17 protein-coding genes are annotated in these 19,792 nt (G+C 44.0%); 15 read left to right on the forward strand and 2 right to left on the reverse strand.

What is annotated here, in order from left to right; all coding sequences use genetic code 11:
* Window positions 1-2: 2 nt before the first annotated feature.
* Window positions 3-1,568: an MFS transporter gene (locus tag CYL31_RS09455; RefSeq protein ID WP_212918657.1), complete on the forward strand. Its 1,566-nt coding sequence runs from the start codon at window positions 3-5 to the stop codon at window positions 1,566-1,568.
* 51 nt (window positions 1,569-1,619) lie between these two features.
* Window positions 1,620-2,540, forward strand: a complete 921-nt coding sequence (locus tag CYL31_RS09460; RefSeq protein ID WP_212918658.1) for a LysR substrate-binding domain-containing protein — start codon at window positions 1,620-1,622, stop codon at window positions 2,538-2,540.
* Window positions 2,541-2,622: 82 nt separating this feature from the next.
* Here CYL31_RS09460 and CYL31_RS09465 read toward each other — a convergent pair whose 3' ends face one another.
* Both CYL31_RS09465 and CYL31_RS09470 read right to left on the reverse strand, forming a co-directional pair.
* Entirely contained in the window at window positions 2,623-3,726 is a 1,104-nt protein-coding gene (locus tag CYL31_RS09465) for an ABC transporter ATP-binding protein (RefSeq protein ID WP_212918659.1), read from the reverse strand.
* Between the two features lie 16 nt (window positions 3,727-3,742).
* A complete protein-coding gene (locus CYL31_RS09470) occupies window positions 3,743-4,525 on the reverse strand; it encodes an IclR family transcriptional regulator (protein WP_212918660.1) in 783 nt (260 codons plus the stop codon).
* Between the two features lie 204 nt (window positions 4,526-4,729).
* Here CYL31_RS09470 and CYL31_RS09475 point away from each other — a divergent pair, with 204 nt between their 5' ends.
* The 13 genes from CYL31_RS09475 (at window position 4,730) to CYL31_RS09535 (ending at window position 19,778) form a co-directional block, all read left to right on the forward strand.
* Window positions 4,730-5,605 carry a carbohydrate ABC transporter permease gene (locus CYL31_RS09475; protein WP_212918661.1) on the forward strand — a complete coding sequence of 292 codons (876 nt, stop codon included), beginning with the start codon at window positions 4,730-4,732 and terminating at the stop codon, window positions 5,603-5,605.
* Window positions 5,605-6,456: a carbohydrate ABC transporter permease gene (locus CYL31_RS09480; RefSeq protein ID WP_212918662.1), complete on the forward strand. Its 852-nt coding sequence runs from the start codon at window positions 5,605-5,607 to the stop codon at window positions 6,454-6,456. Before CYL31_RS09475 ends, CYL31_RS09480 begins: the two co-directional genes overlap by 1 nt.
* Window positions 6,457-6,460: 4 nt before the next feature.
* On the forward strand, window positions 6,461-8,629 hold the full coding sequence (locus CYL31_RS09485; protein ID WP_212918663.1) for an alpha-galactosidase: 2,169 nt from the start codon (window positions 6,461-6,463) through the stop codon (window positions 8,627-8,629).
* Window positions 8,622-9,581, forward strand: coding sequence for a 2-dehydro-3-deoxygalactonokinase (locus tag CYL31_RS09490; protein WP_212918664.1), 960 nt, complete (start codon window positions 8,622-8,624; stop codon window positions 9,579-9,581). Before CYL31_RS09485 ends, CYL31_RS09490 begins: the two co-directional genes overlap by 8 nt.
* A gap of 4 nt (window positions 9,582-9,585) precedes the next feature.
* On the forward strand, window positions 9,586-10,221 hold the full coding sequence (locus CYL31_RS09495) for a 2-dehydro-3-deoxy-6-phosphogalactonate aldolase (protein ID WP_212918665.1): 636 nt from the start codon (window positions 9,586-9,588) through the stop codon (window positions 10,219-10,221).
* Between the two features lie 40 nt (window positions 10,222-10,261).
* Window positions 10,262-11,131, forward strand: a complete 870-nt coding sequence (locus CYL31_RS09500) for an SMP-30/gluconolactonase/LRE family protein (RefSeq protein ID WP_212918666.1) — start codon at window positions 10,262-10,264, stop codon at window positions 11,129-11,131.
* 1 nt (window position 11,132) lies between these two features.
* On the forward strand, window positions 11,133-13,103 hold the full coding sequence (locus CYL31_RS09505; RefSeq protein ID WP_212918667.1) for a beta-galactosidase: 1,971 nt from the start codon (window positions 11,133-11,135) through the stop codon (window positions 13,101-13,103).
* Between the two features lie 115 nt (window positions 13,104-13,218).
* Window positions 13,219-14,442, forward strand: coding sequence for an ABC transporter substrate-binding protein (locus CYL31_RS09510; protein ID WP_212918668.1), 1,224 nt, complete (start codon window positions 13,219-13,221; stop codon window positions 14,440-14,442).
* Window positions 14,443-14,742: 300 nt separating this feature from the next.
* Window positions 14,743-16,239 carry an ABC transporter substrate-binding protein gene (locus tag CYL31_RS09515; protein WP_249411752.1) on the forward strand — a complete coding sequence of 499 codons (1,497 nt, stop codon included), beginning with the start codon at window positions 14,743-14,745 and terminating at the stop codon, window positions 16,237-16,239.
* A 59-nt stretch (window positions 16,240-16,298) separates the two neighbouring features.
* On the forward strand, window positions 16,299-17,171 hold the full coding sequence (locus CYL31_RS09520) for an ABC transporter permease (protein WP_249411753.1): 873 nt from the start codon (window positions 16,299-16,301) through the stop codon (window positions 17,169-17,171).
* A complete protein-coding gene (locus tag CYL31_RS09525) occupies window positions 17,168-17,950 on the forward strand; it encodes an ABC transporter permease (RefSeq protein ID WP_212918671.1) in 783 nt (260 codons plus the stop codon). The genes CYL31_RS09520 and CYL31_RS09525 overlap by 4 nt, the downstream gene beginning before the upstream one ends.
* On the forward strand, window positions 17,947-19,335 hold the full coding sequence (locus CYL31_RS09530; RefSeq protein WP_212918672.1) for an ABC transporter ATP-binding protein: 1,389 nt from the start codon (window positions 17,947-17,949) through the stop codon (window positions 19,333-19,335). The genes CYL31_RS09525 and CYL31_RS09530 overlap by 4 nt, the downstream gene beginning before the upstream one ends.
* Window positions 19,336-19,526: 191 nt before the next feature.
* Window positions 19,527-19,778 (forward strand): hypothetical protein, encoded by a 252-nt coding sequence (locus CYL31_RS09535; RefSeq protein ID WP_100635801.1) that lies wholly within the window; start codon window positions 19,527-19,529, stop codon window positions 19,776-19,778.
* The last annotated feature ends 14 nt before the right edge of the window (window positions 19,779-19,792 follow it).

Genomic DNA, 19,792 nt, shown 5'->3' on the forward strand with positions numbered 1-19,792 from the left:
GAATGATCAGTCGAATTAGTCGTCATAAATATGTGCCAGCGCCATCCCATGAATGGTTGATGTTGGCGACTATCTTTTTACTTATGCTGCTGAATTTTTTACAGACTGGCATGATAGTGTTTGCAGCCGCGCCTTTGATGGGAGAGCTTGGTGTTTCACCACAAGAGTACAGCTTAGCGACGGCAGCATACGCTTGTGTTGCCGTGGTTACGATTTCTAAGCAGCGCTGGTTGGTTGAGCGAATGGGCTGGAAATATTACATATTGGGCTCTTTGTTCATCTTCTTTATAGGTTGTATTGTTGGTTTTAACTGTCGGAGCTTCGATGGCTTTTTGACGGGTTATGTCATCATGGGGTTTGGTGGCGCGGCTTTCATGACAGGTGCCCGTGTCATTATCAATTTATTTCCCCCAGGATTGATTCGTTTAACCGGAATTAAATCTTATGCTTATGGACTGACAATAGGCTCTGCGCTTGCACCATTTTTGGCAGCGCATTTGTTCATGACTGCTTCATGGCATTATCTGTTTGTTATTTTGATGGTTGTGAGTTTATTGAGTGCGATTACTGCTGCTTTTTGTTTGCCAGGAATACCTGCTAAAGAAGAAATGCGTAGCCAAAGTCATCCCTATATTTTGATGGCATTAGCTGCAGGGTCTTTTTTGATTCTGTATGGTTTTCAGCATGGAAACTATGCTTTTTTTAGTAATACGGTTTTGGTTTGCGTATTTTTATTGTTGGGTTTGAGCAGTCTTTATTATTTTTTGCGCAGCATGGTTCGTCATAATGAAAACCGACCATTGTTATCGCTGAAATCTCTCTTTAGTAGCAAGCTTTATCGTAATGGTGTGATGTTGTTCTTTGTGTGTTACTTGATCATGGGCTCAAACAGTTATCTGATACCACAAATTTTGCAGCAAGGTCTTGGATTTGGCTGGAGTACAATTGGTAATTGGTATGCTCTTGGGCAGGCCGCAGGGGTTTTGGGATTGATCATTTTGATGAAGATTCTCCCTAAAAGACCTAATGGCAAAAAATTCTATGTGTCAGGGTTTTTATGTTTGTTGGTTTATGGCTTTGTCATGATGGGATTGACGCCGACTACAAGCCTTCAAACCTACATAGTCCCCGCTTTGTTTGTTTTTGTGTTTTTCACTGTGTGTGTTCAAGGAACGGTAGCGGCAAAGGCATTTGCAGAACTGCAACATGACGAAACGATTTTCTCTCATGCTCAACAGGTGAAAAATATGGTGTCTCAAATGAGTGTGGCGTTGGGTATATCTTTGGCGAGCATTGGGTTGCAGTGGCGTACTACGATTCATTACGGTGTGTTGAATCAGCATGTTGCAACGAATGATCCTGTTTTTGTTAAAACTCTGAGTCAAATATCCAGCGTTTATAGCACTCATATGAATAGCGACTTAGCGAGTAAAGCCGGTTTTGCATGGATTGCCAGTGAGGTGCATAAAAATGCAGTTATTCTTGCTGGGATTGATTATTTTTCTCTGTTGTTTGCAGTCGGAATCATTGGTGTGATTGTTATGAGTCGTCAAAAAAGCCTAAACTAGTTTGTTTTCAATTTCTTTTTTAGGGCTTTTTTCAGGGTGATGAAGCGATTTATGGATTTTAACGATATCTACTATTTTTACCTGACCGCTGAAAATGGTGGTTTTACCGCGGCCGAGCGTGTGTCAGGTATCACCAAATCTTTATTGAGCCGTCGTATCGCACAGTTAGAAGACAAGTTGGGGATTCAATTAATTCAGCGTAACAGTCGAAAATTTACCCTGACTGATGCTGGCCTGCAATTATATGAAGGCGCTATTAATATGGTGGCGGAAGGCCAATCTGCTTATGAGTCTGTGGCGTTATTGCAGTCTGTGCCTTCTGGTGTGGTTCGGGTGAGCTGTCCTGTTTTATTGGCGCAACACCACTTTTCGGTCTTTTTGCCTGAGTTTATGAAGAAGTATCCCAAGGTTTCTGTGTATTTGGATGCAACGGATAGAGATGTTCAGGTGTTGGAAGAGCGCATTGACATCGCGTTACGAACACGAGGCGCGATAGTAAACGAAGCCGGCATAGTCGCTAAAAAACTAGCCACTAGTAAGATGATTTTGGTGGCTAGTCCGCAATTTATTGAAGAATTCGGTATGCCTAGTCATCCGAGTCAGTTGTCAAAAATGCCGACCTTAACAGAAACATTTGGTAAACAAGAGTCCTTGCATCAGTGGGAATTGCTTGGTCCAGAGAGCTCTATCTGTTTGGTGCAGCATCATCCAAGGCTGGTATGCTTGAATCGTGGGTTATTACTTAGTTCTGCTCTGCAAGGCGTTGGTGTCGGGTTGGTACCAGAGATAGTGGCGAGCGAAGACATAGAATCGGGAGGTTTAGTGCGTGTTTTACCTGATTGGACAACCAAGGTGAGTATTGTTCAGGCAATATATTCAAATAGAAAAAGTATGACGCCAGCGTTAAGGGTATTTTTAGACAGTATGATGCACTACTTTTCTGAAGTGGTTAAAAGTAGTCGTTTTCACTAAAGCATATTATGGTGCTGATTCTTTTTTCGCTTTGAAAAAAAATAGCCCTCATCGAAGGCTATTTTTTGTTGGAGTCTTGTTTTTATCTCGCTGGGACAGGGCGATCAACCAGTGCTTCACCACCACGATTAAACAAGTAACAGTCTTCTTTTTTGATGCCAACTTTTACACTTTCGCCATTGCGAGTGAGGTTAGAGCCGCTGACTTCAATGGTAAGTTTGCTGCCTTCAAATTGGCCGTAAAGATACGTTAGGCCACCTAGGTGTTCGGCCACGTCGATATCAAGGTCAATAGTCAGATCGGCATTTTGGGGGTTTTCTTTGACATGTTCTGGTCGAATGCCAAGTTTGACGGTTTCGTTAACAGAAATCTTGGTGCCATCCACTTCCATCTCAATGCGCTGACCTGCTATGTCAATCACAGCAACATCTTTATTGTCGATGCTTACTACTTTACCTTCGAGGAAGTTCATGCGCGGTGAACCAATAAACCCTGCTACAAATTCGTTGGCAGGGTTGTGGTAAAGCTCTAACGGAGAACCGACCTGCTCTACGTTACCTGAACGTAGTACGACGATTTTATCAGCTAAAGTCATGGCTTCAACCTGATCATGTGTCACGTAAACCATAGTGGCTTTTAGCTTGTTGTGCAGCTGTGCGATCTGAATGCGCATGTCGACACGAAGTTCTGCGTCTAGGTTGGAAAGCGGTTCGTCAAATAGGAATACCTCAGGTTGGCGAACAATGGCACGGCCGATGGCAACACGCTGACGCTGGCCACCAGATAATTGTTTGGGTTTACGATCCAGCAGTTCATTCAGTTGTAGGATGTTGGCGGCATTGCTGACTTGGGCTTTTATTTTTTCTGGGTCTACACCATTCATGCGTAAGCCAAAGCTCATGTTTTCTTCTACAGTCATGTGCGGGTATAAGGCATAGGATTGAAATACCATAGCGACTCCGCGATCGGCGGGCGCCACGTTATTCATGTTGGTGCCATTAATTTCCAGCATGCCATCGGTAATGTCTTCTAGCCCTGCGATTAAGCGCAGTAGGGTGGATTTACCACAACCAGATGGACCTACAAAGACCACAAATTCACCGTCTTCTAGATCTAAATTGACGCCATGAATAGTTTCAATGTCGTGAAACCGTTTGATGACGTTTGTTAGTTTTATCGTCGCCATAATGGACTTTCCTATGCTAGTTAGAGGCCATAGCCCCCATTCGGGTGGATACTTTCTTACAGGCGTCTTTGACCAATGTTTGAAAGTGTTGGAAACGCGCGTCGTCTACACGAAATTTGGGTGCGGTAATGCTGAGCGCGGCAATGGGTTCGTTTCTATGGTTTAAAATCACCGAAGCAGCACATTGAATGCCTTCTTCATGCTCTTCTAAATCCAAGGAAATTTTGCTTTCACGAATCTTGCGAAGATTTTCTCTTAACATGTCTTCGTTAATCAGCGTGGAATCTGTGTGCTTGATAAAGTTTTGTTCTTTGATTGCGGCAGCCAATTGATCTTCACTGAGAAAGGCCATCATGGCTTTGCCGACACCTGTACAATAGGCAGGGCCTTTTTTGCCTACGGCTGAAAATAAGCGCAAGCTTTTCTGGCTTTCCAGTTTGTCTATATAGATGACGTCGCCACGATCTAAAACTGCAAGATGGATAGTCTCGCCCGTTTCATCCCACAAATGTTTGATTTGATCCGCTGCAATATCGCGCACATCAATTTTAGACCAGGCTTGGTGTGCCAATTCTAGTAATCCATAACCAGGATGATAAAGCTGGGTTACTTCGTCAAAGCGAATCAAGCTTTTGTCAGTTAATGACGTTAAAGTGCGATGCGCAGTGGCTTTTGGTAAATCAGTTTTTTCAACCAGTTCGGCAAAGCGCAGTGGTACAGGTGTCATACAGACTTCCTGCAGTAAGCTAAGAGCTTTATCTAACGATGAGCCTCCGCTCTTAGTGTCTTGCTCCGACATGGTTAAGTTTCCTTAATCTCTGTTTTTATATTTTTTTAAGGTTAATTTGGCCTCAAAAAAGAGACCTGAAAAAATGTTCTAAATTCAGTATTGCAAAAAATGGAACTTTATTCCATTATTTTATTGGGCTGGTTGTTCGTTGATTGAAAACGGGTAACAAGTGGGACAATTTATAAACTAATAAAAATAAGAGGTATGTGCACCATGCAAAAGTTGCATAGCAAGCAACAGCAATGGATGCCGGTTTTATTCTTAGCGCCAGCAGTCATTTTGTTTGTGGTCTACGTTATCTTTCCTATTTTGCAAAGTATCTGGTTGAGCTTTTATGAATGGGACGGAATTGGTGAAAAGACCTTTGTCGGTTTTAGTAACTATTTAGAACTTTTTGACGATTATCAGTTTTGGGTGGCGTTAAAGAACAATCTATATTGGATGGTTTTCTTCATGTTGGCGCCGCCAATCGGTTTGGGCATTGCGCTTTTCCTTAATCAAAAAATCATGGGCATACGTTTAGTTAAGTCTATGTTTTTCTTTCCTTTTGTTATCTCTCAAGTAGTCGTGGGTTTGGTTTTCTCTTGGTTCTATGACCCTTCTTTCGGACTTTTTAATAAGGCAATTGGCTTATTTGGAATGGAACCTGTGGCGATTTTGTCCGATGAAAATTGGGTGACCTTCGGCATTATTGTGGCAGGGCTTTGGCCACAAATTGCTTATTGCATGATCTTGTATCTCACAGGCTTAAATAACTTAAATCCCGATCAAATTGAAGCTGCGCGTTTAGATGGTGCCCATGGTTGGAAAATGTTGCGTCACGTTATATTGCCTCAACTACGTCCTGCTACATTCATTGCTGTTGTGGTGACAGTGATTGGTGCATTACGCAGTTTCGACCTTGTGGCAACCATGACCAGCGGTGGTCCATTTGGTTCATCTAGCGTGCTTGCTTACTTCATGTATGAGCAATCCATCTTTAACTACCGTGCAGGTTATGGCGCTGCGATTGCGACAGTATTGTTCTTGATTATGGATATTTATATCGCCTACTTTTTGTGGCGTATGCTGAAGAGTGAGAAAGCCTAATGTTTCCAACTCCTATAGAAAAAAGATCGTTACCTTTTAACTTAAGCTACCGCGCTGCTGTTTGGATTGCTCTGTTGCTTTGGTTATTGCCCTTGATTGCCGTCATGATGACCTCGGCTCGTTCAATGGCAGATATTAATGGAGGCAATTATTGGGGAATTCCGACTGAATGGATGTTTTTTGAAAACTACACCATGGTGTTTACGCAAACGCCAATGCTGCGCTATTTGCTTAATTCTCTCATTATTACCTTACCTGCGGTATTTGGCGCTGTTGCCTTGTCGACGCTAGCAGGTTACGCCTTGGCCAAATACAAGTTTCGCGGCAACGTGGCGCTTTTTGCAGCGTTTATTGCGGGTAACTTTGTTCCGTTTCAAATCCTGATGATTCCAGTGCGTGATTTAACCATCAGCATGGGATTGTATGACACGGCGTCGGGTTTAATTCTGTTCCATATCGCTTTTCAAACTGGTTTTTGCACCTTATTTATGCGCAACTTTATTGTCGGTTTACCAGATGAGTTAATTGAAGCGGCGCGTGTTGAAGGGGTGAGCGAGTGGCAAATCTTCTGGCATGTTGTGTTGCCTTTGGTGCGTCCTGCATTGGCTGCTTTATCCGTGCTGGTTTTTACCTTCATTTGGAATGACTATTTCTGGGCTTTGGTATTGGTACAAAGCGATGAAGTGCGTCCGATTACGGCCGGTATTAGTGCATTGAAAGGTCAGTGGATGGCGTCTTGGCAGTTGATTGCAGCAGGCTCTGTTATTGCCGCGTTACCGCCAGTTATTTTATTTTTCGCTATGCAGCGCCATTTTATTGCAGGCTTAACTTTGGGTGCGACGAAAGGGTAAGACAATGAAAAATGAATGGAACCTACGTTTTTATCGACAAGACTCAAAAGACCAAAGCAAGACCTTGGTGATTGCCTGTCCCCAACAAGGTTCGCCAGAATTACTCTACTTTGGTGATGTTTTACCCGAGGAAACAGACTTAAGTGCGGTTTATATGTCGCAACAAGCTGCCATTCCACAAGCCATGATGGACAAGCCTGTTCCTATGTCTTTACTCCCTGAAGCAGGGCGTGGCTGGTTGCAAACGCCAGCCGTGGAAGCCAGTGCGCAAGATCGTCCCACGTGGGCTGCATGCTGGACCTTGTTTGATGTGGAAGAACTAGAAAGCGGTTTTGTGATTCGTTTGGAAGACCAAGTGGCTCAATTGTCGGTTTCGCTGGCAATTGGTTTATTGCTATCAGGCGTATTACGCCAACAATTGAGCTTAACGAACCAAGGGCAGGGGGATGTTACCGTTCAACGCTTGGCGTGTACTTTACCAGTTGCGGCTCAGTTTACCGAGCGTATGGGATTCTATGGCCGTTGGTGTCAAGAATTTCAGCAAGAGCGCAGTGATTGGCAAGCCACATGGTCGCAAGAAAATCGCAATGGTCGTAACTCTCAAGCAAACTTTCCTGCGGTGATTGTTGGTGAACAGGGCTTTGGCGAACAGCAAGGCGAGCTGGTCGGTGCGCATTTAGCATGGAGCGGTAATCATAGATTAAAAGCCGATTACACCGCAGAAGGGCATCGTTACTTGCAAGCTGAAGTCTTGTATTTGCCGGGTGAAATCGTGCTAGCTGCCAATGAATCTATTTCGACACCAGAATTCTTAGCCGCACACAGCGCTGCTGGTTTAAATGCCATGAGCCAGCAATTCCATAAAGAGGCTCGTCACCGCTTGAAACTCACCAAGCCTCGTCCTGTGCATCTGAATACTTGGGAAGCCTTTTATTTTGATCACGATATGAACAAGCTAAAAGCGCTGGCGAAAGCCGCAGCTGACGTTGGTGTTGAACGTTACATTCTTGATGATGGTTGGTTCCGTGGTCGCAATAACGATAAGGCGGCATTGGGTGATTGGTTCGTTGATGAAACAAAATATCCTGATGGCTTAATGCCATTGATCCGTTATGTAAAAGACGATTTAGGAATGGAGTTCGGTCTGTGGTTTGAACCTGAAATGGTTAACCCAGATTCAGATTTATTCCGTGCTCATCCTGATTGGGCTTTACAACTTCCCCAATACGACCCCGCTCTCGCGCGTAATCAATTGGTTCTCAATTTGGCGAAGACGGAAGCCTATCAATACATTCGCGAGCGTTTGTTTGCTTTGTTTACCGAATATCCGATTGACTATGTGAAATGGGATATGAACCGAGATTACACTCAACCAAGTGGTGATATTGCACCGCAGGCTCACGTGCAAGTAGAGGCTTTGTATCGTTTGTTGAGCGAGCTCAATCAGGCTTTTCCAGATATGGAAATTGAGAGCTGTTCCTCAGGCGGCGCACGAGTGGATTTCGGTATCTTGAATTTCACCAAACGCTTTTGGGCGTCTGATTGCAACGATGCTTTGGAGCGTCAAACTATCCAACGTGGCTTTAGTTATTTCTTACCGCCTGAAGTGATGGGCTCTCATATTGGCCCTGATAAGAGCCATACGACAAGCCGAGTCCATGATGTGGCTTTCCGCGCGGGAACGGCGATGCTGGGGCATTTGGGTATTGAGTGGAATTTGCTGGATGCTAACAGTGAACAAAAAGCCATTATTGCCAAGTGGCTATCACATTACAAACAGTATCGAAGCGTATTGCATGAAGGCAATAACTGGCGTTTGCCTAGTGCCGATGGTCGAGCGCAAACTCAATGGGCGCTGAGTCAAGACAGAATGCAAGGATTGGCTGTTTACAGTCAATTAACCATGCCAAAGCAAGCGCAAACCTTACCGGTTCGCCTACCTAATTTATTACCAGATCAGCTCTATCGAGTGAAGGTTCTGGAGCATAGCCCATTGCCAGGCCATCTTATGAAAGCCTTGCCTGCGTGGTGGAAACAAGACCTTATTTTGAATGGTGCGAGTTTGAGTCAAGTTGGACTCAGATTGCCTATATTTGACCCTGAATCTCTAGTATTGCTAGCGATTCAAGCCGAGCCTGAATCGGAAAATTGCGATGGAGAATATAATGAATGATAGGCGTTCCCGCTTTATTGCCGTTGATTGGGGAACCACCAATTTACGTGTCTTTTTGATGAATCAGGATGGTTGTATTCAAGCTCAGCGCGACAGTGACCGAGGTATGTTAAAGCTCGGTTCTGCTGAATTTGAAAGTGTCTTATCTGATTTGTTGGGTGATTGGCTAACGCCTGATCTGCCTATTTATATGGCCGGAATGGTTGGCAGTCGTGGTGGTTGGCAAGAAGTGCCTTACCAGCATTGTCCTATAAAATTAGACGATTTATCTGATCATCTTTTTTGGCTGACCACGTCGTTACCAAATAAGGTGGCGATTGTGCCGGGCTTACGAGGTACGAGTGTCGGAGGTTTGCTTGATGTTATGCGTGGCGAAGAAACACAATTACTGGGTGCGCTTGATTGGTTAGAAGAGCAAGATCGTGCTGATGAATCCCCCGTATTTTGCTTGCCAGGAACCCATTGTAAATGGGCGCAAATCACTGAAGGCAAGGTGACGCAGTTTTCTACTTCAATTACAGGCGAGCTTTTTGCGCGTTTGAATGATGAATCTAGTTTGGTAAAAGGCTTACCTAAGTCGGATTTGCTGAACGAAGCGGCCTTTAAAAAAGGCGTTTTGGCTAGCCAGCAAGCGGGCGGTGTTTTGCATCATTTATTCAGTGCCCGTAGTCGTTTTGTATGTGGCGAGTTAGCCGCAGATGAAGTGCGAGATTACTTATCTGGTGTGGTGATTGGTCATGACGTGAATGACATTTTGTCATCTATCGATACGCCAACAGCTCCAGTATTTATTATAGGTAGTGAAGCGCTTAGTGCTCGTTACGCTCTGGCTTTGTCTTCGCGAAATCTTCCCTGTGAATTCTTAGCGGCTAACGAAGCCAGTATTCGTGGTCTAAAGCGCTTGGCGAATCGTCAGGCTAGGTCGGAAAACAATTCGACAATAGGAGCTTAATTAAATGAAACATTCTTTTAATGCATTGATGAAAGAATTCCCGATGGTTGCCATTCTTCGTGGTATTAAACCTGATGAAGTGATTGAGCACGCTCAAATTTTAATTGATGCTGGTTTTCGTTTGATCGAAGTACCACTTAACTCGCCTGATGCTTTTACTAGTATTCGTTCTCTTCAGGATAAGTTTGGAGAGCAAGTATTGATTGGCGCTGGCACCGTTTTGACTATGGCGCAGTTGACTGAATTGGTAGCTACGGGCGCAAAATTAATGGTTTGCCCACATACAGATGTCGAGCTGATTAAAGCCGCGAAAGTAGCTGGTTTATACGCTATGCCAGGTTTTTTTACCGCGAGTGAAGCCTTTGCAGCACTACACGCTGGTGCGGATGCGGTGAAACTGTTTCCTGCTGAAGCTTTGCCTACGATCAATGTGGTTAAAGCCTTGGGTGCGGTGATTCCCGCTGAGACTTGGCTGTGTCCGGTTGGCGGTGTGACGCCAAACAATGTGGCTGATTATTTAAATGTTGGTGCTCGTGGCTTTGGTCTAGGTTCGGCTTTGTACAAAAAAGGCCAATCTGTCGAAACGACGAAAGCCAATGCGGAAGCTTTTATGGCTGCTTGGAAGGCTTATCAAAAATAGTTCTTTTTAAGTAGACAAGACAAATTGGAGAATAAAAACAATGAAGCAAATTAGTACTCAACGCCATCAGTTAGCCGAAGGGCCATTTTGGAGCCAATCAGAGCAAGCATTGTATTGGGTTGATATTCCAGCCTGCCAGGTATGGTGTTGGCATCAGGGATCGAATGAATACCAACATTGGACGTTACCAAAGAAAGTATCAGCTGTATTTACGACGCAAAGTGATCGTTTGTTGGTGGCGTTGGCGGATTCTGTTGCTTATTTAGATAAGACGACAGGTGAGTTAGAGCACCTATGTGATTTGGATACCGATATTCCGGGTAATCGTAGCAACGATGCTAAATGTGATCCAAGCGGTGTGTTGTGGCTTGGCACTATGGATGATGCAGAAGAGAAAGCGTCGGGTCGGTTATGGAAGATTACGCCGGAAGGCAAAAAGACATTGATGCTTGAAGGGGTTGGTATTTCCAATACTTTGGCATGGGACGAGTCTCGTGGCCGCTTTTATTTTGGCGATTCCATGACACGAAAAGTGCATATTTTTCCGTACCCAGAATTTTATGACATCCGTAGCCAAAAACCATTTTTTGAGGTGAAAGAAGGCATCGGAGCCGATGGCTCTTGTATTGACTCAGAAGGTTGTATTTGGAACGCCAATTGGGATGGAGGGCGCGTGGTTCGTTATAACCCAGAAGGCGAAGTGCTGCAGACAATTGAATTGCCTTTTTCTAAGCCAACCAGTTGCGTGTTTGGTGGCCCTGATGGCAACACGCTATTTATCACATCCGCCAGTGTGGCGACTAGCGAAGACGACTTGGCTAGGCAGCCGCTTGCAGGTCACGTCGTTGCGATTGATTTAACAACAATAAATATTACTGGCGCGCCGAGCCAGCCATTTGCAGGAGCTTAAAATGAAATTAGGTGTGTGTTATTACCCAGAACATTGGCCAAAAAGTCGTTGGGTTGAAGATGCTCAACATATGCGACGCATTGGTATTCAGTATGTTCGAGTTGGCGAGTTTAGCTGGAGTACGATTGAGCCAACTCCGGGTGAACTGCATTGGGAGTGGTTGGATGGGTCGCTAGATATTTTGCATTCTCAGGGTTTAAAAGTCATTTTAGGTACGCCAACCGCGACACCACCAAAATGGTTGGTTGATCGCCACCCGTCTATGTTGGCAAAAGATGAACAAGGCCGGTTAAGGGGGTTTGGTTCGCGTCGTCATTATACTTTTGCGAGTTTGGAATATAGAGAAGAATGTCGTCGCATTGTGACATTAATGGCAGAGCGTTATGGTCAGCACCCCGCCGTGGCGTCTTGGCAGACCGACAATGAATACGGCTGCCATGACACTATTTTAAGTTATGCCGAGGCCGACCTTGCGGCTTTTCGTCTTTGGTTGGCAGAAAAATACGGCACGGTTGAAGTCCTAAATAAAGCTTGGGGTAACGTATTTTGGAGTATGGATTATCGCTCATTCGATGAAATCGAATTGCCGAATTTAACCGTGACCGAAGCCAATCCTTCCCATCGTTTAGATTTTCAACGTTGCTGTTCAGATCAAGTGGTTGCTTTCAACAAGCTGCAAGTGGATATCTTGCGTGAATATTCTGCCGGTCGAGATTTAGTGCATAACTACATGGGGTTCTTTACAGCATTTGATCATCATAAAGTTGGCCAAGATCTTGATGTGGCGAGCTGGGATAGTTATCCATTGGGGTCTTTAGACAAAGAGCCTCTTTATACTGAAGATGAAAAACATACTTATTTGCGAGTCGGTCATCCGGATGCAGGTGCATTTCATCATGATTTGTATCGCGGCTGCGGTAATGGTCGTTTATGGATTATGGAGCAGCAGCCAGGACCGGTGAATTGGGCGCCACACAATCCAACACCTGCCGATGGTGCAGTACGTTTATGGACGTGGGAAGCTTTTTCTCATGGCGCTGAATTGGTGTCGTATTTCCGCTGGCGTCAGGCGCCATTTGGTCAAGAGCAAATGCATGCTGGCTTATTACGTCCAGATGCGCAAGAAGCTGAAGCGGCAAAAGAAGCGACCTTGGTGGCGCAAGAAGTGAAAGTCTTGGCTGAATCAATTGGCCTTGATGCAGATGAGTTAATGTCCCTGCCAAGTGCTGGAAAAGTGGCCTTGATGTTTGATTATGACGCTTGTTGGTCTTTGGATATTCAGCCTCAGTCCCGTGCATATCGTTACTTTTTCTGGTGTTACCGAATGTATGAAGCCATGCGCGAACTTGGCTTATCCGTTGACATTATTCCAAGCTCTGGGTCATTGGATACCTATGAATTGTTGGTTTTACCTGCTCAGGCACATATCACTCCAGAGTTGCAAGAGCGTTTGAATGCTTATCAAGGTGTGTTGCTTGCGGGTCCAAGAACAGGTAGCAAAACAGAAAACTATCAAATCCCAGAAAACCTTGCACCGGGACCGTTGGCGAGCTTATTGCCGTTAACGGTGGAGCGTGTTGATGCTTTGCCTGAGCATGCTCAGTCAGCTGTTTCTGGCCGTTGGGGCGCGGGTAACTTGAAGCATTGGCATGAACAAATTAAGACAGAATTGCCTTGTTTGTTAAAAGATGATGGCGGTAATCCTGTGTTGATGGGAGAAGGCCGTCACTATTATCTTGGCTCTTGTATTGATAATACTCTGTTAAAAGCCAGCTTAGCTAAGTTGTCTGAAGTGGCGGGATTATTGACTTACTATTTGCCAAAAGGCGTTCGAGTGAGAGAGCGAGGCAATGTGATTTTTGTATTTAATTATAGCTCAAATACGGTTGTTTTTGAGCCACAAGATGCAGAGCTTGTTATTGGTTCTAAGTCTTTAGGTACCGCTGACGTTGCTATTTGGAAAAAACGATAGACAGTAAAAGTGGCTATTTAAATGGAACTTTGTTTCGTTTATTGATTAATCGTTTTGTTTGGTCAATACTGAAACTTGGTTCCAATTAATAAAAACAAAAAGAGGGCTTATTTACATGAAAAAAATACAATCCTTATTAGTAGGGGTAATGGCATTAGGTGCTGTCTCTATTGCTAATGCTGGTACCTTGGTAATCAACTCCGATCAGGCTGACCCTGCACCGAAGAAAGCGTTTACGGAAATGGTGCAGAAATTTGAAAGTGAAAACCCTGACATCACAGTGAAATACAATCTGTACGACAAAGAAGGTTATAAAACCGCCATTCGTAATTGGCTATCGACTACGCCGCCAGACATCGTTTTCTGGTACTCAGGTAATCGTATGAAAAGCTTTGTTGATCGTGATCTTTTTGAAGATGTTAGCGATATTTGGCAGAAATTAGGTCTAAAAGAAATCATGCCTGCAGCGACGGCAGCTTCTACATTGAATAATAAACAGTGGGGCATTCCCTATAGTTACTATCAGTGGGGGATTTATTACCGCAAAGATATCTTTGATAAGTTAGGTTTGTCTGAGCCGAAAACCTGGGATGAATTTCTTGCGGTTAACGCGAAGCTAAAAGCCAATGACATTACTCCCATTACGATAGGTACTAAGTATCTATGGACAGCAGCAGGTTGGTTTGATTACTTGAATTTGCGCACTAATGGTTTGGAGTTCCACATCGATTTGATGGACGGTAAAATCCCTTATACAGACCCTCGCGTGCGCAAAACGTTTGAACATTGGAAAGAACTTATTGATAAAGGTTATTTCCTAGAAAACCATGCATCTTATTCTTGGCAAGAAGCGCAGCCGTTTATGTACAACGGTAAAGCCGCTATGTATTTGATTGGTAACTTTATCGTGCCTAACTTTCCCAAAGAGCTAGATGGTAAGATGGGCTTTTTCCAATTTCCTATTATTGATCCAGCTATTCCTATTGCCGAAGATGCACCAATGGAAACAGTTCATATCCCAGCAAAAGCAAAAAACAAAGTTGATGCTCGGAAATTCTTGGAGTTTATGGCACGTGCCGATAATCAAACCATGTTAAATGGTGTCTTGTTGCAAATTCCACCTAACAATAAAGCTAAAGCACCGGATGATTTTTTCTTGAATAAAGGTGTAGCAATGTTGAACAGTGCTGCTGGTACCGCTCAGTTTTATGATCGTGATACTGATCCAAGCATGGCTCAAGAGGGCATGAAGGGTTTCCAAGAGTTTATGGTGAAGCCTGAGCGTCTTGATGCAATTCTGAAACGATTGGAAGGCGTTAGAAAACGCGTTTTCAAATAATAGACATGAGATAGCTTTCTGCTTAGTGAGCAGAAGGTAAAATAAGCAAGTTCGTTAAAAACCAGTTCAACATCCGTTGGACTGGTTTTTTTTTGATTAGTGCATCAATCAGATAAGTTTTAATAGGTACTTTATTGATCAAATATTAGACGTTAATGCAAGTTGTTCTCAAATGATTGTCAGAATTGTTTAATATGTTATATCATAACTTTTTATTTTATTGTTATGGATAATATGGACATGAGAGTAATACCTTTTTTTAAACGAATATTTTTTTGCGTCTCAATACTGAGTGGTCTCTTGGCGTTGACAGCTTGTTCTGGGCCAACATCATCTAACACTGTATCTGTTAGCGCGGCCTTTGAGTTTACTAGTTTAGATCCAGCCAAAAATGGTTTTGTCTTTAGTCGAATGCAAGTACTAGAAACGCTTTTGGATGTGGATGAAAATGGCTTGCTCATTCCAGCGCTAGCAAAAGATTGGCATATCAGTGAAGACGCGAGAATTTGGACATTTGACTTACGTGATGGTGTTTATTTTCACGATGACGTTTTGATGGATGCCGATAAGGTAGTGAATAGCCTTTTGATTGCTCAATCTAAGCATGGCGCATTACGCAATGCGCCAATTGAAAGTATCCAAGCGGTAGGAGATCATTCCGTCGTTATCTCTTTATCTCGTCCATATACCTTGTTAGGTGCAGTGTTAGCGAATTATGCCAATGGTATTTTATCTCCAGCCGCTTATGACAAAGATAAAAAAGTGTTGGCATTATTAGGTACTGGTCCTTATAAGGTTTTTCAATTTGCGCCGCCACATAAACTTGTTGTTGAGAAATTCGATAACTATTGGGGAAAGAAAGCCAGTATTCCTTACGCGAGTTATTTAACGGGGCATCGCGCTGAAAGCCGCGTGTTGCAAGCAAGAAGTGGCCAAGTAGATATTGTTTTTGGCTTAGATCCTGCCAGTTTGCCTTCGCTGCAGCGTGTGGATATTTTAAATCTGTACTCAAATCCTATTCCTAGAACGATAGTGTTAAAGCTAAATAGCGGTCATCGGTTTTTAGACGATGTGCGAGCCCGTAAAGCCTTGAGTTTAGCCATTGATAGACAGGGTATCGCCAGAGGTGTGCTGCGTATTCCCGGTTCAGAAACTGAGCAATTATTGCCAGCATCTATGTCTAATTGGTATTTGCAGAATGTCACTTCTGAAACCGAAGCAGATGCTGGTACGCCTGAATCATTGTTGGCATCTTTGGGATGGAAGAAAAACTCACAAGGAATGTTAGAGAGAGACGGTGAGTTGTTTGAATTGACGCTTATAACTTACGCGGATAGACCAGAACTGACTACGGTGGCGACGGCTATTCAGGCTCAGTGGCAAGCTATTGGTGTAACAACAAAAGTAGAAGTTACTAATTCCAGCGCTATTCCAATGGGCCATCAAGATGGTTCGTTAGAGGTTGCTTTAATCGCGCGTAATTATGGCTTTATTGCCGATCCATTAGGCGTGATATTGTCTGATTTTGGTTCCAATGGCGGTGGCGATTGGGGTGCAATGAATTGGAATAATAAGGCGTTAAGTGCTGATTTATTAGCATTAGAACAAACCTCTGATCCGGTTAAATACAAAGAAATTGCTCAACGTAGCGCGCAGATTATTTATGACGAACGTCCGATGATTCCAGTGTCTTCCTATGTTCAGAAAACGTCTGTAAATACACGAATTAAAGGTTTTCGTTTTGATCCTTTTGAGCGCAGCTTTTATTTAAATGAAATGGAGTTCGTAAAACAATGAAGGCAATGCTGTTTAAAAGGGCGCTTCAATTGATAACTGTGGTCTGGGGGGNTGGCACCTTGACTTTTATATTGATGCGTTCTTTACCTGGTGATATGGCATATCGAATTGCGGCCAGTCGTTATGGGCAAGACAATGTTGATTCCAACGCGGCGGCTTTGGTGCGCGCAGAGTTGAATTTGGACCAAGGTGCTTTGACGGCTTATTGGCACTGGTTAGCAGACCTTCTGCAATTCAACTTGGGTGATTCGTTAGTTAGTGGCTTGCCTGTAGTGGATGCGCTTAAACATATGTTAGGTCATTCCTTGTTGTTGGCGGTTGCTGGACTTATGTTGTCTGTGTTGATTGCCGTGCCGTTGGGTTTATTAAGTGCTTGGCGCGGGAATCCTTTGGATTCTGTGTTGATGGGCTTGTCCAGTGTAATTCGTGCTATGCCGGTGTTTGTATTGGGTGTGTTGTTCATTTTGCTATTTGCATTGCATTGGAACTGGTTTCCGGTTGCTGGATTTGGCACGCCAGCGCATTTGGTTTTGCCGGCTATCACCTTGGCGTTGAGCTTAGCAGCGGTCTCCAACCGAGTTGTTAGGGATTCAGCTAAGAGAACCTTTCAGGCTGCGTTTTACCAATTCTCCAGAGTGAAAGGTTTGTCTGCTTGGCAGACATTTCGTCAGCATGGTGTACGCAATATTGCGGTGCCGGTCGTGGCGTTTTTCGGTATTCAGTTAGTCAGTATGATCGAAGGGATTGTGATGATTGAGTCGTTATTTTCGTGGCCGGGAATTGGTCATGGTTTGGCTCATGCTATTTTTGCTCGTGATATTCCTGTGATTCAAGGGGCTGCCTTGGTGATGGGAATACTCTTCGTTTTGCTCAATACCTTGGTGGATATTATCTGCTTATGGATTGATCCAAGAGGAGCGAAAACCTTATGAAAATGACACATTCCCAATGGTTAGGTTTGAGTGTTTTACTTGGTCTTTTGGCGTTTTCTTTGTTTGGTATTTTGTTTTCACCTTATAGCTTGTCAGAGCAAAATTTAGACGCTATTTTGCAAGCGCCTTCGGCGTCTCATTGGCTCGGCACAGATCATTTTGGTCGTAGCATGTTAACGCGTATGGCGCATGCTGTGGGCTTGTCCTTTGCGCTAAGTCTTTTATGTATGTTGACATCGTCCCTAGTGGGCACGGCATTTGGTGTGTGGGCAGTTTGGGGCGGTAAAAAGGTCGATAATATCTTAGGTATTGTGGTGAATATTTTACTGGCTTTGCCTGGATTGGTGGTGGTGCTGTTATTTGCTGCCATAGCGCCGGGTTCTTTCTTCGTGTTGTATTTGGCCATTTCATTGGTGCAGTGGGTAGAATATTTCCGTGTCGTACGGGCAGTAACGCAGGGTGTGATTCAAAGCCCAGCAAGACAGTCTTCACAGATGATGGGGTTTGGTCGTTGGTATCAATTTAAACGTCATATTTGGCCTGCCATTTCACCTTCGGTTTTTACCTTAGCGGCATTTGGTGGCGCAAACGCGATTTTAACTATGGCGTCGTTGGGTTTTGTTTATGTAGGTATTCAGCCTCCGCTTGCTGAGTTGGGGTTGATGACAGTTGAGTTATTCCCCTATTACAGTGACGCGCCTTGGTTATTAGCACAACCTTTGATTGTCATCGCTTTGATGGTGTTTTCATTTCATTTATTGGCAGGGAAACGAGCATGAGTGTATTCCTGAAATTAACCAATGTAGCGGTTTATGTGGGTGACACTTGTTTGCTAGAGCCAATTTCTTTGGAATTAAAGCAAGGTGAACCACTCACGATTTTGGGTCAGACTGGTTCCGGTAAGAGCTTATTGGCACAAGCTATTATGGGGTTATTATCGGATGATTTAAGTATGGCTGGTGACGTGGAAGTGTTTGGCAAAGTAATGTCGATTGATGAACGTCGGGCGTTGTGGGGCAAAGAGATGGTAATGCTGCCACAAGAGCCTTGGCATTCCCTTGATCCTTTAATGAAGGGGGTGGATCAAGTTAAAGAGGTGTATCAGTTCGTACGAGAGAAGAGTGCGCAAGAGTCTCTTTCCATTGCTGAAGATGATCTACGTCGTGTTGGCTTGGAAGACAGCGGACATAAACGAGCTGATGAATTGTCTGGCGGTATGGCACAACGCCTTGCTATTACAGCCGCCACTGCGGGTGGTGCACATGTTATCTTGGCGGATGAACCAACCAAAGGGCTGGATGTGTCGCGTCGGGACGGTATTGTGCAGTTGCTGCAGGCTCGTTCAAGCTTGGGTAGCTTGCTGACGATTACGCACGATGTCGCGGTTGCTCGTCAGTTGAGTGGCTTGCTATTGGTGATGAAAGAAGGGCGATTAGTTGAGCAAGGTGAGGCGACTCAAGTACTTGATTATCCAAAAGACGATTATACGCGTGAGTTGATCTCTGCCGAGCCAAGCGCATGGCACGATATTACGCCGAGTATTCGTGAGGATAGCGCAGAAGCGATTTTGGTTGCCGACAATTTGAGTCTTGCGCGAGGTGGGCGAGTGTTGTTTGACGGTTTGTCTTTCTCTATCAAACAGGGCGAAGTGGTTGGTATTGTCGGTGACAGTGGCTGCGGTAAATCGTCGCTTGGTGATGCCTTGCTGAATCTGTTGCCGATTTCGGCTGGGAGTATTCTTCGCTCGAATAAAACAGCTAAGCCGCATCAATGGTTAAAATTGTATCAAGATCCGCCGTCGGCGTTTTCGTCTAGTGTGTCGCTTGGTCAGTTACTGGAAGATTTGATACTTTTGCATGGCATTGATAAAGCTCGTATTGCACCTTTGATGGATCGCTTGAGTTTGCCGCATGGGATTCTTGAGCGTAATTGCTTAGCGGTTTCTGGTGGCGAATTACAGCGTTTTGCTATATTGCGAGCCTTGTTATTGGATCCAGTGTTTTTATTCGCTGATGAGCCGACTTCTCGGCTTGATCCAATCACGGCAAAAGAGGTGACGGCCTTATTAGTCGAGTTGGCCTGTGAAGCAGGCTGCGCTGTGCTGTTGGTTAGTCATGATGCTGCATTGGTTCAAAAAACTTGTCATCAGGTTATTTCGATATAAATGGCCTTATCTTGTTGCAGCATTGAGATGGAAGTTGCTAAGTGCTTTTGCTTAATGTTCGTAACAAGGTGTTACAACGACTTGATGATTTAAACATGTAAATGAGTGATTGCGGCTCAGCTTAAGGTTTCACTTTAGCTTCGTCTATGGTCTAATTTTTCCTAATTAAATAGACTGTTTAGGAAAATATTATGTTGTTCAAAACTTCACTCTCTGTTGGCTTGGTGGGGATCTCTGTATTACTTACTTCAACTAGCGCCTTGGCATTTGACGATTATTGCACGCCAAAGTTAGATGCTTACTTGAGCAACGTTCAAAAGACAGTTGATTCAAAATATGTTTCAGAACGCCAAAAAGACGTCGCGCAAAAAGTATTAGATAAAGTCAAAGCCAGCCGTAATGATACTAAGGATTGTGTTCTGATCGATAAGTTACTGCCATAGTATTTCTATCTTTT

The organism is Marinomonas sp. A3A (assembly GCF_018336955.1).
Taxonomy (GTDB): Bacteria; Pseudomonadota; Gammaproteobacteria; order Pseudomonadales; family Marinomonadaceae; genus Marinomonas; species Marinomonas lutimaris.